This window comes from Marinicellulosiphila megalodicopiae (genome assembly GCF_045862395.1).
GTDB classification, from domain to species: Bacteria; Pseudomonadota; Gammaproteobacteria; order Pseudomonadales; family Natronospirillaceae; genus Marinicellulosiphila; species Marinicellulosiphila megalodicopiae.
This window is the reverse complement of sequence record NZ_AP023087.1, coordinates 746808-761265: the sequence shown is the minus strand read 5'-3', so window position 1 is coordinate 761265 and position 14458 is coordinate 746808. Positions and strand designations below refer to the sequence as shown.

General features: G+C 35.5%; 13 protein-coding genes. 6 read left to right on the top strand and 7 right to left on the bottom strand.

Features of this window, described 5'->3' with window-relative positions:
- Positions 1-51 precede the first annotated feature (51 nt).
- Positions 52-2352, bottom strand: coding sequence for an esterase-like activity of phytase family protein (locus TYM08_RS03165; RefSeq protein ID WP_422381522.1), 2301 nt, complete (start codon positions 2350-2352; stop codon positions 52-54).
- A gap of 224 nt (positions 2353-2576) precedes the next feature.
- Here TYM08_RS03165 and TYM08_RS03160 point away from each other — a divergent pair, with 224 nt between their 5' ends.
- On the top strand, positions 2577-3626 hold the full coding sequence (locus TYM08_RS03160; protein WP_422381521.1) for a Stealth CR1 domain-containing protein: 1050 nt from the start codon (positions 2577-2579) through the stop codon (positions 3624-3626).
- Positions 3627-3903: 277 nt separating this feature from the next.
- Here the strand turns inward: TYM08_RS03160 and TYM08_RS03155 are convergent, their stop codons facing one another.
- Both TYM08_RS03155 and TYM08_RS03150 read right to left on the bottom strand, forming a co-directional pair.
- A complete protein-coding gene (locus tag TYM08_RS03155; RefSeq protein WP_422381520.1) occupies positions 3904-4974 on the bottom strand; it encodes an MBL fold metallo-hydrolase in 1071 nt (356 codons plus the stop codon).
- A 143-nt stretch (positions 4975-5117) separates the two neighbouring features.
- A complete protein-coding gene (locus TYM08_RS03150; RefSeq protein WP_422381519.1) occupies positions 5118-5453 on the bottom strand; it encodes a thioredoxin family protein in 336 nt (111 codons plus the stop codon).
- A 200-nt stretch (positions 5454-5653) separates the two neighbouring features.
- Between TYM08_RS03150 and argH the strand changes: the two genes are divergently transcribed.
- From argH to TYM08_RS03130, 4 genes are all read left to right on the top strand, one after another.
- Positions 5654-7048 carry an argininosuccinate lyase gene (gene argH, locus TYM08_RS03145; RefSeq protein WP_422381518.1) on the top strand — a complete coding sequence of 465 codons (1395 nt, stop codon included), beginning with the start codon at positions 5654-5656 and terminating at the stop codon, positions 7046-7048.
- Between the two features lie 35 nt (positions 7049-7083).
- Entirely contained in the window at positions 7084-8049 is a 966-nt protein-coding gene (gene ftsX, locus TYM08_RS03140) for a permease-like cell division protein FtsX (protein WP_422381517.1), read from the top strand.
- A 175-nt stretch (positions 8050-8224) separates the two neighbouring features.
- Positions 8225-9100: an RNA polymerase sigma factor RpoH gene (rpoH, locus tag TYM08_RS03135; RefSeq protein WP_422381516.1), complete on the top strand. Its 876-nt coding sequence runs from the start codon at positions 8225-8227 to the stop codon at positions 9098-9100.
- A 297-nt stretch (positions 9101-9397) separates the two neighbouring features.
- Positions 9398-10543, top strand: coding sequence for a sterol desaturase family protein (locus tag TYM08_RS03130; protein WP_422381515.1), 1146 nt, complete (start codon positions 9398-9400; stop codon positions 10541-10543).
- Between the two features lie 26 nt (positions 10544-10569).
- Here the strand turns inward: TYM08_RS03130 and TYM08_RS03125 are convergent, their stop codons facing one another.
- From TYM08_RS03125 to TYM08_RS03110, 4 genes are read right to left on the bottom strand one after another with little or no spacing between them, the layout of a single operon-like run.
- Positions 10570-11871 (bottom strand): HD domain-containing phosphohydrolase, encoded by a 1302-nt coding sequence (locus TYM08_RS03125; RefSeq protein WP_422381514.1) that lies wholly within the window; start codon positions 11869-11871, stop codon positions 10570-10572.
- A gap of 1 nt (position 11872) precedes the next feature.
- Positions 11873-12622: an HDOD domain-containing protein gene (locus TYM08_RS03120; protein ID WP_422381513.1), complete on the bottom strand. Its 750-nt coding sequence runs from the start codon at positions 12620-12622 to the stop codon at positions 11873-11875.
- A gap of 17 nt (positions 12623-12639) precedes the next feature.
- Positions 12640-12909, bottom strand: a complete 270-nt coding sequence (locus TYM08_RS03115; protein WP_422381512.1) for a hypothetical protein — start codon at positions 12907-12909, stop codon at positions 12640-12642.
- Positions 12910-12920: 11 nt separating this feature from the next.
- On the bottom strand, positions 12921-13685 hold the full coding sequence (locus tag TYM08_RS03110) for a response regulator (protein ID WP_422381511.1): 765 nt from the start codon (positions 13683-13685) through the stop codon (positions 12921-12923).
- 89 nt (positions 13686-13774) lie between these two features.
- Here TYM08_RS03110 and TYM08_RS03105 point away from each other — a divergent pair, with 89 nt between their 5' ends.
- On the top strand, positions 13775-14458 hold the full coding sequence (locus tag TYM08_RS03105) for a DUF6901 family protein (RefSeq protein WP_422381510.1): 684 nt from the start codon (positions 13775-13777) through the stop codon (positions 14456-14458).

The following is a 14458-nucleotide window of genomic DNA, read 5'->3' as shown; positions in this document are numbered from 1 at the left end:
TGGCCAATCTTTTACAAAATTGACCATTTCATAACTCAAATGATATTAAGACTAAAATTGCCCCAAATTAATCAAATGATGTTCACCACTATTATCATCCACCCCATCGTTGTCGTTATTGATCCAAACATTATTGTTGTTATCAATAGCTAATCCTTCAATTTTCTCAACAATTAAACCATTTGTTTTGGCAAGTTCTGATATTAAATCTTTGTATAGTGTTTTTGTAATTAGATCGCCATCTTTTACATCTGTTAAATCAATTTCATAAATACGCTTTATTGCTGCATCAAAACCTGATTGATTATCACGCTCTAAAATCAAAAATTTATTTTCACCTAACGCTGCAATATCTGACAATCCAACCCAACCACCTGCTTGTGATTCTGCGGCATCAAGTGGATACATGACAAACTTCCATGTTGCATTAGCAATATCATACAACCCAATTCTTGCATTCGTTTCACCTAACCAAGCACGCTGGAACGTTACGATTAACTGTCCATTTGATTGCGCCACTCCTTCAAAACCAAAACGCAGTTGCTTGTCGTTAATTGATTTTGGCAACAATACAACTTGCGTAATCACACCATGTGCATCGGTTTTAATTAACATGTTTAAAGATTTAATTGGACGCGCCTGTTCATTGATTGTCCCGTTTCCTTCAGATGCGATCCAAAAACCACCATCTTCAGATTGTACTAAACCTTCAGGATCGATGTTAATGGTCTTATCCGCATTAATTAATTCGCTCAAATCATCAGCTGTAAATACATTATCAATGTCTGCCATATCGTCAATTTCAACGGCAATTTTTGCTAATACATCATTGGTGTCTTTGATCATTACTTCACCAGTAATTACAGCAGGAATCGTTGCAGTATTGATTGTAAATATTTTATTTGATGCGAAAAAACTATCATTAATACTGTATAAAACATCTGAGTCTTGCGTGTCATGAGTTAATGCAGAAAGCGCAGCCCATGTAATCGGTGCTTTACCACTTTCAATTTTAGAATGTAAACTTGGATAAACAGCCTCTTGAACTGCATATTGATAAATATTCAAACCTGAGCGAAATTTATCACCACGTGAATCGGCTTCACTAGCCACAATTAATAAATTTCTCTCAGGTAATGCCAACACACCTTCAGGTGCAACAGCCGTTGGTAAAGCCTGTTTAAATTTAGGTGCACTTAGATCACTCATGTCATACACAAATGTTAAAGATGAACGCTCAGAATTTATAAACGAATAAGTCGTTGATCCAAAAACACCCACATCTGCATTTTCAGGCTCATTACCTTTTGCATCTGATCGCTTATCAGGGTAATGACCAAAGCTTGCAGTTAAATGCTCAAGCTCGTTTCCAGCTGCCCAAACTACATTTCCTGAAATATCAAAAATTGTAAAACCACGACTGCCACCATTTAAGTCACCTTCATCCGCCGTAATAAAATGCGTGTCATCAACCCAAGTAACACCATCTGGCTCACGTGGAATCTGCATAACCGAATCATTTAAAAAGATGTTATGTGGTTTTTCGTCAGTTACGTCAATTTGAGTTAAGTTAACAAACCCTGCAGAAAAATCATCAATAACTGTCTTAGTTGCTAAATCTACAATAACGATGTGGTTATTTTCTTGTAACGTAACAACCGCTTGGTTTTTGCTATTAATATCAACGTACTCTGGTTCAGGATCGGTTGGAAATAACATATCCATTCCTGTTAATAGAATATCTGATGCCACCCAAGAAGTAGGTTCGCCTGTTAATTCAATGACCACTAATTTGCCTGCTGGTAATTGTCCGGGAGCGCCGTCACCTAAATCTTCGTCACGTTCGTTTTCAATGGCTATTAATGCATATTTTCCGTCTTTACTGACGGCAATAGAATCTGGCTGTCCTGTTAAATCTATAGTATGTTCAATTTGTTGTGATTGAATATTTACTACATTTAACACACCTGACACATTGATATAATCAAGTGAGGTATTCACTGCGATCAATGCGTAATCGTTTAACACTGCCACACTGGTTGGCTCACCATTCATTGCTAATACACCTAATGATTGTGGATTATGCGCATCTGCAATATCTACAAAACCAATTTGATCCATTGGGCTGTCGGTATAAATTAATGTCATACCATCTGTTGATGCAGCCACAATTTCAGCAGAGGTTTCGCTGTCGTCATTACAATTAGCATCGATTTGCTCACAAACAAAATAACTCGATATACGATTAAAGTGGCTGATGGATTCTTCAACAGGTGATTCTTCTTTTTTATCATTACAAGATGACACTAATAACGGTAATAACACTGCATTTAATAATAAAAACTTATTCATAGTTATTCTCATGGGTTAAAAAATTTCGCAGTACAATACTTGCCAACTATGAAACATTTCTTACACATTTATTACACTTTTATGAACTTGAATTTTAATCCTTTTATATATAAAGACTTAGTTGAGCATTGTTCATAGAATCAACTATCAAACGCTGGTATCATTCTGCAAGGTTTGACTTTTTGTTTTTATTTCCCTTTATATTTTCTTTTTGATTATTACTTATGACTTCGCACTGTGACACAAACAACTTCAACGCAACTTTAGACACACCTAGAGACACACCTAAAGACATGCATATAGACGCCGTCATTACATGGGTAAATGGCAGCGATGAAAAGCATGCTGCCAAACTAAAGCAAACCTTGGCTGATTTGGGCAAAGCGATCCCTGTGTCACTTCAAGGGCCTAGACTAATTGATGTTGGTGAGGTGAAATGGTGCGTGGATTCAATTTTAATTAATGCCCCTTGGATACGTAATATTTTCATCATTGCTGATGATCAACGCCCTGAGTTTTTAGATTTGCCTGAATACGCACAATTAACACATAAAATTAAAGTGGTTGATCACAAAGAGATATTTTCAGGATTTGAACATGCACTGCCAAGTTTCAACTCTCGATCAATTCCTATGATGCTTTGGAAAATTCATGGTATTTCAGATCGGTTCATCTATTTTAATGACGATTTTTTAATCATTAAGCCTGTCACTGCCAAAGATTTTTTTATTAACGATAAAATAGTAATTAATGGGAAATGGGAGAATTTATACCCAACTAAAACTAAGTTGATTATTTTTTTAAATAAAAATCTTGGTATTTTTAAGAAAAAAATCAACAATGCAAGCCACATTAAATCCGTGTACTTAAGCAGTAAACCATTTGGGTTTAAACACCGCTTTGTTTCTCTGGATCATGCGCCCCACCCTTTTTTAACATCCTGTTATAAATTTTTATTTGAAAATCATCCAGAAAAAATGCATCACATGATCAACCATAAATTTCGCAGCAACAAACAATACTCACCTGAAGGATTAACGGTACATTATGCTTTAGAAAAAAATAAGGCCGTTTTTAATTCAAAAAAACAAAGTGAAATGATTAAAGCAAATCATATTTCATTTGAAGCTGTCCAATTAAAATTAAATGCGATTCAACAAAATCCTAACAGCGCATATTTGTGTATTCAAAATTTGGCAGATGCGGATATGAAAAAACAAAATTATATTAGAAATTGGATTGAAAACGATTTAAACATTAAATATAAAAAGTAGACTTTCGTTACCATCAATCATCACTAAGCATCACGATCAAGTCACGGGATAACGACGATGGTATTGTAAAGCAAGACTGTAGTTCAAGACTGTAGTTCAAGACTGTAGTTCAAGACTGTAGCTCAAGAATGTAGCTCAAGAATGTAGCTCAAGACTGTAAAAAATGGCGCAAAAAGAGACAGTAATCTTATTTCAATCACTCATCCTAGACGTATTTTTTCCCAAGATGCCATAGAATATCTAGCTTTTAGGCTAAAAAAAATACAACTTTCTTTGATCACTCCCACCAATAATTTTCCACTAAAGGTTTTTCTTTAAGCGATTGAAGACTTGTGATTTCACCCATTGATGGCGTAACCAAATTAATATTTTTTTGCTTTGATAGTTCGACTATTTTTTCAAATGGATCAGTCCAAGTGTGCACACTTAAATCAAATGTACCATTATGAATGGGCACCATAAATGTTGCTTTCACATCCAAATGCGCTTGAGCGGATTCCTCTGGCATCATGTGAACATCAGGCCATAATTTATTATAAGCGCCTGTTTCTATAAAGCTCACGTCAAATGGACCTAAACGTTCGCCAATTTCTTTAAATCCGCCAAAGTAACCAGAATCTCCAGTAAAATAAAAACTAGCTTGATCACTTTTTACCGACCAACTTGCCCATAGTGTTTTATTTGAATCGCCCAACCCTCTTCCTGAAAAATGCTGAGCGGGGGCTGCAGTGATAGATAAATTATTAACTGTCACGCTTTCCCACCAGTCTAGTTGAGTAACATTTTCTGGTTTTACTCCCCAAGTAATTAAATCCTCTCCAACACCTAACGGTGTATAAAAATGTTCAACCTTATTAATTAATTGTTGGATTGCCCATTGATCTAAATGGTCATAATGATTATGGGACAACAACACACCTTTAATAGGAGGTAATTGTTCAATCGTTAATGGCGGTTGATGAAAACGCTTTGGGCCTGCAAAACTAAAAGGCGAAGCTCGTTTTGAAAACACAGGGTCTGTTAACCAAAACTCACCATCCATTAAAATTAAAATTGTTGAGTGTCCTAATCTTGAAAAATACATATCCTGTTTAGATATTGACTGTTTTTGTAAAGCTATCAGTTGATCAGTTGTCATGGATTGAACTTGAATAGGGGTAGTTGGGCTTGCGGGTTTTTGTTTATCAAACAGATACATTTTTAAAACCGCCCAAAAATTAGTCACCATTTGGGTGGCATCGATATTCACAAATTGTTTACCATTAAATTGATCAGAGGCTTGTACTTTGTCTTTTATTGTTGATTCTTCTCGAAGCGGATCGGTTGATTTGAAAGTAAAATTGAACATGAAAGCACCTGTAGTGAAAAGCAATGCTATAAATACAATGCTTGTAAGAGGATAACGATAGCGTTTACGCATAACAGAACTCAGTTTAAAAAAGGCAGTGTATTAAGGGCAGTTAGAAGACGTAAGTGTCTTGAGTCATTTGATTAAGTTGACATCAACTCGTTTAACCATTGCTCAATTTGGTTTTGGGAATTTGGTCGAACCAAACTGCCTTTTATTTCACCATTATTAAGTAAAAATAAACTTGGCCAAAGCTTTACTTTGAACTGCCTGCCTAAGCGCTTACCTTTGCCATCAATGATCATCAGTCTTTGAATGTCAGGCAAGTCAGATAACGCTGATTGAATTAAGGGTTGAGCTTGCTGGCAAATTGGACACCAGTTTTCACCAAACTCTAATAATAACCATCCTTTTGATTGGGTTAACTCTTCTTTTGTCAGGGCTGCGTCGGTGTAATTTTGTCCTTTAAAAACGTCCACATTCTTCTCTCTTTTGGTTATTTAATTTCAGTATATCGGATTAATTCGTCATCATAGATGATTACAGGCAAATGATTATATTTTATAACGGGTAAACACTGGATTGACGCGATTAATTCAGCACTAAAATCAACCTGATTTATGCAATTTTTTAGCATATAATCCCTCACCTTTATTTTTACGATTTTTGGAGCAAAACCATGAGTAACGATTCATCATCTACTAATGCCTCTTGGGGTGGCCGTTTTACGGAAGCCACTGACGAGTTTGTTGCACAATTTACTGCATCGGTAGACTTTGATCGCCGCATGTATAAGCATGATATTCAAGGTTCTGTGGCACACGCTACGATGCTTGGCAAAGTAGGCGTATTAACTCAAAACGAAGTTGACCAAATTATTAAAGGTTTGGCTGAAGTTCAAGCTGATATTGAAGCGGGTAACTTTGAATGGTCTGTGGCACTTGAAGATGTCCACATGAACATTGAAGCGGCGTTAACTGCAAAAATCGGCATTGTGGGTAAAAAATTACACACGGGTCGTTCGCGTAATGACCAAGTGGCAACGGATATTCGTTTGTATCTGCGTGATGAAATTGATTTTATCTTAACTGAGATTTCACGTTTACAAAAAGGCTTAGCAGATCAAGCGCTGAAGTATAACGATGTGGTAATGCCTGGTTTTACTCATTTACAAACAGCACAACCCGTTAGCTTTGGTCATCATTTATTAGCATGGCTTGAAATGTTAAAACGTGATTACTCTCGTTTTGTTGACTGTCGTGCACGTATGAATCAATTACCACTTGGTGCTGCAGCGCTTGCGGGTACTACTTACCCAATTGATCGTGATTTAACGGCGTCATTATTAGGTTTTGATAAACCGACGGCTAACTCATTAGATTCTGTTTCGGATCGTGATTTTGCGATTGAATTCAGTGCTGCGAGTGCCATTATGATGATGCATATGTCTCGTATGTCTGAAGAGTTAGTGCTTTGGGCGTCTGCTCAGTTTGATTTCATTGATTTGCCTGACCGTTTTTGTACGGGCTCTTCAATCATGCCGCAAAAGAAAAACCCGGATGTACCTGAATTAGTACGTGGTAAGTCTGGTCGTGTATTTGGTCATTTAATGAGCTTGTTAACATTAATGAAGTCACAACCACTTGCTTACAACAAAGATAACCAAGAAGACAAAGAACCGATTTTTGATACGATTGATACAGTTCAAGGTTGTTTACGTGCGTTTGCTGATATGGTGCCACACATTACCCCTAAGCAAGACGTGATGCGTACTGCCGCGTTAAAAGGTTACTCAACGGCAACGGATTTAGCGGATTATTTAGTTAAAAAAGGCATTGCGTTTCGTGATGCTCACGAGATTGTGGGTGAGTCGGTTGCGTATGGCTTAAAAACTAAAAAAGACCTATCAGAAATGTCATTAGAAGAGTTACAACAGTTCTCTGATCAAATTACGGATGACGTTTTTGAGGTGTTAACCCTTGATGGTTCAATTGCAGCGCGTGATCATTTTGGTGGTACTGCACCTAATCAAGTTAAAAAGGCTGCTCAAACTGCTTTAGATAATCTGAAATAAGACGATTCTTTCTACAATAAGACGAAACATGTAGCATGGCTAAAAAATCCAGTGGCGCGAGCCGCCGTAAAATCAGCTCAAAAGAAAAACGATCTGCTTGGTTGTTTCATCATCGTCAAATGATGGTAGGCTCAATCAAACAGATTATGAACAAACCGTTATCAAGTGCACTTACTTGGTTGGTGATTGCCATTTCTTTGAGTTTGCCTTCGTTGTTGTTTGTGGCACTAGACAATATCACTGATCGCACCGCTGATTTACAAAAAGGCGGACGCATCACTTTGTTTTTACACAGCTATGTATCTGAAAATGAAGCGCTGGATATTGTTGAATCCCTTCAGGCTCGCGATGAGATTAAATCTGCTGAATTTCTTTCAAAAGAACTCGCATGGGAGCAAATGCAACAACAATTTGTTGGACAAAAAATATCACAACTTGTCAACCAGAACCCCCTGCCTTCTGCAATAGAAGTCATCCCAAAACAAGATGATTTAGAATCCATTGAACGACTTCAATTGGTGTTAGAAAACCTAGGGGTTGTAAGTGAGATTTTAGTCGACATGGCCTGGGTTGAGCGTTTAAATGCCTGGTTATTAGTGATTAAACAGACTGTTTGGGTGATTGCAACTTTATTAGCACTAACTGTTTTATTAGTGGTTGGTAATACCATCCGTTTAAATATTGAAGCGCACCGTGAAGAAATTACAGTTTCAAAATTAGTGGGCGCAACCGATGCCTTTGTTCGTCGTGGCTTTCTATATATGGGTTTTTGGTATGGCTTTCTTGGTGCGATAGGTGCTTGGATTGTAGTGTTTATTTGTTCTTTATTATTACAACAACCATTAAAAATACTCGAACAAAACTACGGTGGTATGTCGTTTTCTGTGATGCAATGGGATATTGGCGGAACTATTTACCTACTTTTAGGCTCTATATTTTGCGCAATGATCGGAGCATGGCTAGCAGTTTGGCGCCATCTTCGTGACATAAATCCCGCATGATATAAACTTTGCCTATAATTACATAAAATAATGGTCTAAAAAGGTGACTAATGACCGTTAGTATTTACATTTTATTTGTTACACTAAAGGCGCTTCTGAATAATTGATTTTATGAAAATTTTTTATATACTCTTTGAAGCGTTAATAAATATGTTTTTTCATATTGAGGTAGAAAATGAGCACTAAATTACCAGCAAGAATGTTTGAAACCATGTCTCCAGGTCAAAACCTAGACTCTTATATTCAAACAATCAGTCAAGTTGCGATTTTGACTGCTGAGGAAGAAAAAGTATTATCCGAACGCCTTTATTATGACGGTGATGTAACTGCCGCGCGTGAGCTAATTTTTTCTCATTTACGTTTTGTAGTCCATATTGCAAAAAGCTATTCAGGATACGGATTGAATCAAGGCGATTTAATTCAAGAAGGCAACGTGGGTTTAATGAAAGCGGTTAAACGTTTCAACCCTGAAGTTGGCGTGCGCTTAGTCTCTTTTGCTGTGCATTGGATCAAAGCTGAAATTCACGAGTTTATTTTACGTAACTGGCGTATTGTTAAAGTGGCCACTACGAAAGCTCAACGTAAGTTATTCTTTAATTTACGCGGTAAAAAGAAACGTTTAGGTTGGTTGTCACAAAAAGAAGCCCAGGCAATTGCTAAAGATTTAGACGTTAAAGAAGAAGCGGTTTACCAAATGGAAACACGGCTTTCAGCATTTGATGCAGGATTTGATGGCGGTGCTGACGATGACGATGACTCTGCAGCGTTTGCTCCATCACAATACTTAATGGATGATCGCTACAACCCTGAAGAGCAAGTAGCCACTAATGCATACGAAGATAACTCCAAAGCTCAGCTTTACAAAGCAATTCAAGGCTTAGATGAGCGCAGCCAAGACATTTTGAACCGTCGCTGGCTGCATGATGAGAAATCAACACTGCACGAACTTGCTGCTGATTACGGCGTGTCTGCAGAACGTATCAGACAGCTTGAGAAAAACGCCATGAAAAAAATGAAACAAGCTATGGCAATGACTGATCTTGATGGTTAATCAAAAACCACAATCATGTTATATATTAGGTCGCTTTAAGCGACCTTTTTTATGTGTGAAACAAAGCTGAATTCATGACGATTGAAATTAGTAGATTAACGTTATTGTTAGCATGACAAATACAACATACGCTTGTTTTACGTTCGATTTTGCAACCAGTCAAATCAGAACGCCATCGAAATTCAAAAAACTCCTTTTTTGCTTTGCATTTATGCAAAACCAGTTCAGATAAACGTCTACAGCCAAGCAAGTACTAACTTCATATAATTTAAACAGTAATTATTAGTGAGGTGTATCATGCAAAATACAACAAATACAAATGAACAATATCAATACGGTGAACGCCAAATTGAGGCAATGCCTAAAAAAGAAATGACACTTTATAATGGTCAACTTGCCGGATATATCAGCAGTTTTTTAGGTGTCTTTAGTTTTTTAGCTGTACTATGTTTTTTGTTTCCGACCTATTTAACCACTCAAACTCTTCGTGAAGTTTACAATCCCGACTTTTTAAAAATCATGCTGCAAGTCGGTATGTGGGCATCAATATTATTTGCTGTTATTTGTATAGTGATAGAACGTCGAAGAAAGTTAGCCATTGTGGGTGTGCTATATACAAGCTGGGCACACTTATTAGGTGGGTATTCCATTAACTATGAACAAGCAACTGATGATGTGTTTTCATTTGGATTTGATTGGTTAATTTTAGCGTTTATCATTTCAGCAATAATCTGTATTACTCTAGAAAAAACATTTCCCAAATACAAAGAACAGGTTGTATTGCGCCCGAAATGGAAACTGGATATGGTTTATTTCAGTGTGAATCACTTATTAATTACTGGATTTATGCTGGTGGGCAACTGGGGATGCCATCAATTTAGTTGGGCAATCAATGAAGATTTCCAAGCGCAAATTAGAACTATTCCTGTAATTTTACAATTTCTAATAATATTTATGTGTGCCGATTTTATTTTATATTGGAGTCATCGAGTATTTCATATTTATCCAAAACTTTGGAAATTTCATGCAGTGCATCATAGTACTGAACACATGGATTGGTTAGCAGGTTCACGCAGCCATATGGTTCACAGTGTGTTTGAACGCAGCTTGATTATGCTTTTATTATTTTTATTAGGCGCTGATAAAACCGTAGTAGACACTTATATAATTTTTGCTGCCACTCAAGCAGTTTTAATACATCTAAATAGCGATTTACCTGTTGGGTGGTTGCGTTTTATTTTGGTCACACCGCAATTTCATCACTGGCATCATGCAAGTGACCAACCAGCAATAGACACTAACTTTGCAGCTCATACTGTATTGTTTGATAGATTATTTGGTACGTATCATATGCCTATAAAATACTGGCCTAAAAAATACGGCACAACAAAACCTTTACCTCAAACCTATATTGGTCAGTTTTTGTATCCTTTTAAAGATTAGTTGGTATATTGAAACCTAACGGCTTATTATTTAATTGAATCTTTATACACAAATAAATGATAAGCCATTTTATCGCGTTTTTTCAGATACACTAATTTATCAATAATTCCACGACTTAATACCATATCTTTTCGTAATAATAACATGCCTTTATTATTAACAAAATCACGAGCAAGTTTCATAGCAGGTCGCAACTCATCAATTTCAAGCTGATTCATTAAATCGCCATCACTTTTATCGTCAATTTCTTTAATGACAATTACAAATGCATCAACCACATCTGGACAATAAATTTTACCTTTTTTGGTCTCTAACATTTTAACTGCATCGACATCTTCGATGCTTTTCCCTGTTTTTATACCAAACACTAATTCTAAATAATCAATACAAATTGATAATACTCGAGAACCAAATAAAATATTGTCCCCTTCAATATGATCTGGATATCCATTTCCGTTCCAGTATTCACGATGAGATTTAATAATCAAACTTGTTTCATGTAAATAAGGCACACTGGTTAATAAAGCCGCACTATCAGCTGGGTAACGTTTAAATTCACGTAATTGGCGCTCATCCATTTTCGTAAAGGGAAGTTTTAATATTTCATCGCTAATTTTCAGTTTACCAATTTCATACAACATTCCACTGTAGCGTAAATTTTCTGTATCACCTGGACTTAAATCGAAGTATTTGGCCATAGCAACTAATATTTCATCTAATATTTCATAGAATCCATCAACACAGCTTGCGCGTAATTGTAGAGAATGAGAAAACAATCGAATGAAATTTCGATAATTTTCTTTCATATCAACATTACTCATTTCAAGCATATCTGAAGTTTGTTGTAGTTCTGAAGTTCTAATTTTTACTTTTTCTTCTAAGTCTCGATTAGACTTAGATAACAATACGTTTTGTGCTTCTATTTTTGTTTTAAGTGATTTATTTTCATTTTCTAATTTTAAAATATTTAAAGCATCATTTATCAAACCCAAAAGTGATTCATCGTCCCAAGGTTTTGAAATGAAGCGAGAGATTCCTCCTTTATTAACTGCATTAATTGTAGACTGAAAATCCGATTGCCCTGTTAATAAAAAACGAATGGTTTCTGAATACTGTTCTTTTACCTTTTTCAAAAATTCGTCGCCCATCATTCCTGGCATACGCATATCAGAAATAACAATATGAATGGTTTCAACTTTTAATAAATCTAAACCTTCTTGTCCTGAATTGGCAAAATAACAATTCACTCCTAATTCTCGGGTCAATCGCTTCAAAGATGAAAGAATATTCTTTTCATCATCTACAAATAAAATTCCGTAACCCTTCATACTAATACCTCAAACTAATAATTTTTTTAACAGTTTCATTAGAATCGTGAAGCCAAAAATCAAAATCTTTTCCACATAAATTTTCTTTTTCAATTATATTTATTGTATCGTCCCATTTATGAAAGAATTTAAGAGAATGGGTGACACAATGAGCTAATGGAAGTACATCGCCCTCTAAGTATTGTTTCTTATAAAATCGAGAAATTGACTGAATTATATTTTCAGGAAAGCCCCACAGTGTTAACATTTTTGGCATACAATACTCGAGCAATTCATTTATTTCCCCAACATAATCATTATCTATTGATGATAATTTAAACATAAGCACTTCGTGTAAAAGCCCAATTAAATACGCTTCTTGATCATTTTCACCTAACTTCAATGCAAAATTTTGACAAAATGAGGCAACCGCTAAACTGTGAATCCATATTTTTTTTTGCTCTGTATCCATCTCACCTTTCCAAGCATCCACACTGCCTGTCATAATTAATGATTTGACTTTATAAGCCCCCAAAATAACAATCACTTCTTGTAAGTTTTTAACTTCTCGGGGTAATCCATAAAAAGGCGAATTGGCCATCATTAATAATTTTGTACATAACATCGGATCTTTAGAGATTGAACTGACGACATCGTCAATTTTCACATCTTCACTTTCAAGCATAACTAATGCTTCACGTACACAAGGTAAAATCGGAGAATTAATTTCAAGCAACTTTACTTTATTGTTTTCAAACCATTGTTTTATCAACTATTATCCTCCTATCATCAAATAAGTTCATAATAATCGACTCGTTGCTGTACGTATTTTTTAAAGTCGAACATCGCATCATTTACTAACACTTCTTGTGTGAAAATTACATCCACAATTGATGAAGAGTCTTTATTAAGTGATTCAATTTTTAGTTGTGTGAAATTTCGTTTTTTAACTAATTCAATCATTGATTGTGTAAGAATCATTCCACGTGTCATTAAGATTCGCCCACTAGGCATAACAACATCTTGATTGAGGATATCACCTGGGTTTAAATCATTCACACTCACCATCATTACATTGCCCTAGTCATTATTAAAATTTTACCCTCAATACCATTTAAACTAGATAGCATGGGCATCCATTTTTGCTCGTCTACCAAAATATTATTTTTGCTATTTGTTTCAACAGCTTGAATCATCGAATCAGAAAATACATTGTGATAATTTAATCCATCAATTGCACCATTACAGCCAAGTACTGTTTTAGACATTTCATTAGATTCAATTATTACCCCCTCTTCATTAATACAATAAATCGCCACTGGTAGCTCATCCAATATCCTTCTAGACATTTCTAATGATTTGATATTGACTTGAAGTACGCGAGTTTTTTGATCGACTTTTTTTTCTAAATCTTTATTAATAGTTAATATTTTGTCATGCAATTTTTTATTTTCATCAGCCAATTCAAAATCATTAATGGCTTGCACTACACTTAGTAATAATTCGTCATCATCCCAGGGTTTTAAAATCAAACGATACACTGAACCATCGTTAATCGTGGAACGGATTGATTCCAAATCAGTGAACCCTGTAATTAAAATACGTTTAATGGATTCATGCTGAACCGCAAGTCGCTCAAACAACTCTGCTCCACCCATTTTAGGCATTCGTTGATCAGATATCACCACTTTTATATCTGGATGATTGTCCACGCATTCTAATGCTTCATGTCCATTTCCAGCTTCAAATATTTCAACATCAATATCATTTATAAGACGTTTTAACGCTCTTCTGATGTTTCTTTCATCATCTACAATTAAGATTTTACTAGTCATAATATTAAACCCTACTACACTTCAATTGAGTATAGACAGTTTTTACAAACTTCAAGCATCAAAACATTAACTTACAAAAAGTATTTACTATGGCCTGCGACATCATTATTGAATATAAAATTTCATCCACTACTTATGAAAATACATCATGGGTATTTAAACTTGATAATGAACAACATCGGTGCCATATCGAACCTGAATCTCAGAATATGCAATGGCAAAAGCTAGAATGCAATCAATGTAAACATTGTCCATACCAAACACAAAACAAACCCTACTGCCCAGTGGCTCAATCAATAGGAAGTATTGCTGAGTATTTTAAAGATATCAGTTCAATTGAAGTATTTGAGTTAACCGTTTTCATTAATCAAGAATTACACTTTCAAGCTAAAGCCAGTGCCGCTAGGGTTTGCTCATCTTTGATTGGTTTATCAACTGCGGGCAGCGGATGTCAATACACGCAATTCTTATGGCCAATGCTCCAGCAACACACACCTATGGCGACCCTAGAAGAATCCGTTTTTAGAGCGATTTCGAATATGTCAATTTATTATGTATTAAATGATTCGCCACTTAATTTTATCGAATATTGCACAAATTTTTACGAAAACATGCATACATTAAATATCGATTTTTCTGCAAGAATTCAACAATTTGCAAAAGGCGACGCTCTAAATAATGGCCTGATAAATTTAGATACTTTTATTAAAATGATTTTATATAATTTAGAACATAAATTTGAAGATTTTCAAGATATCTACGATTTAAAATAA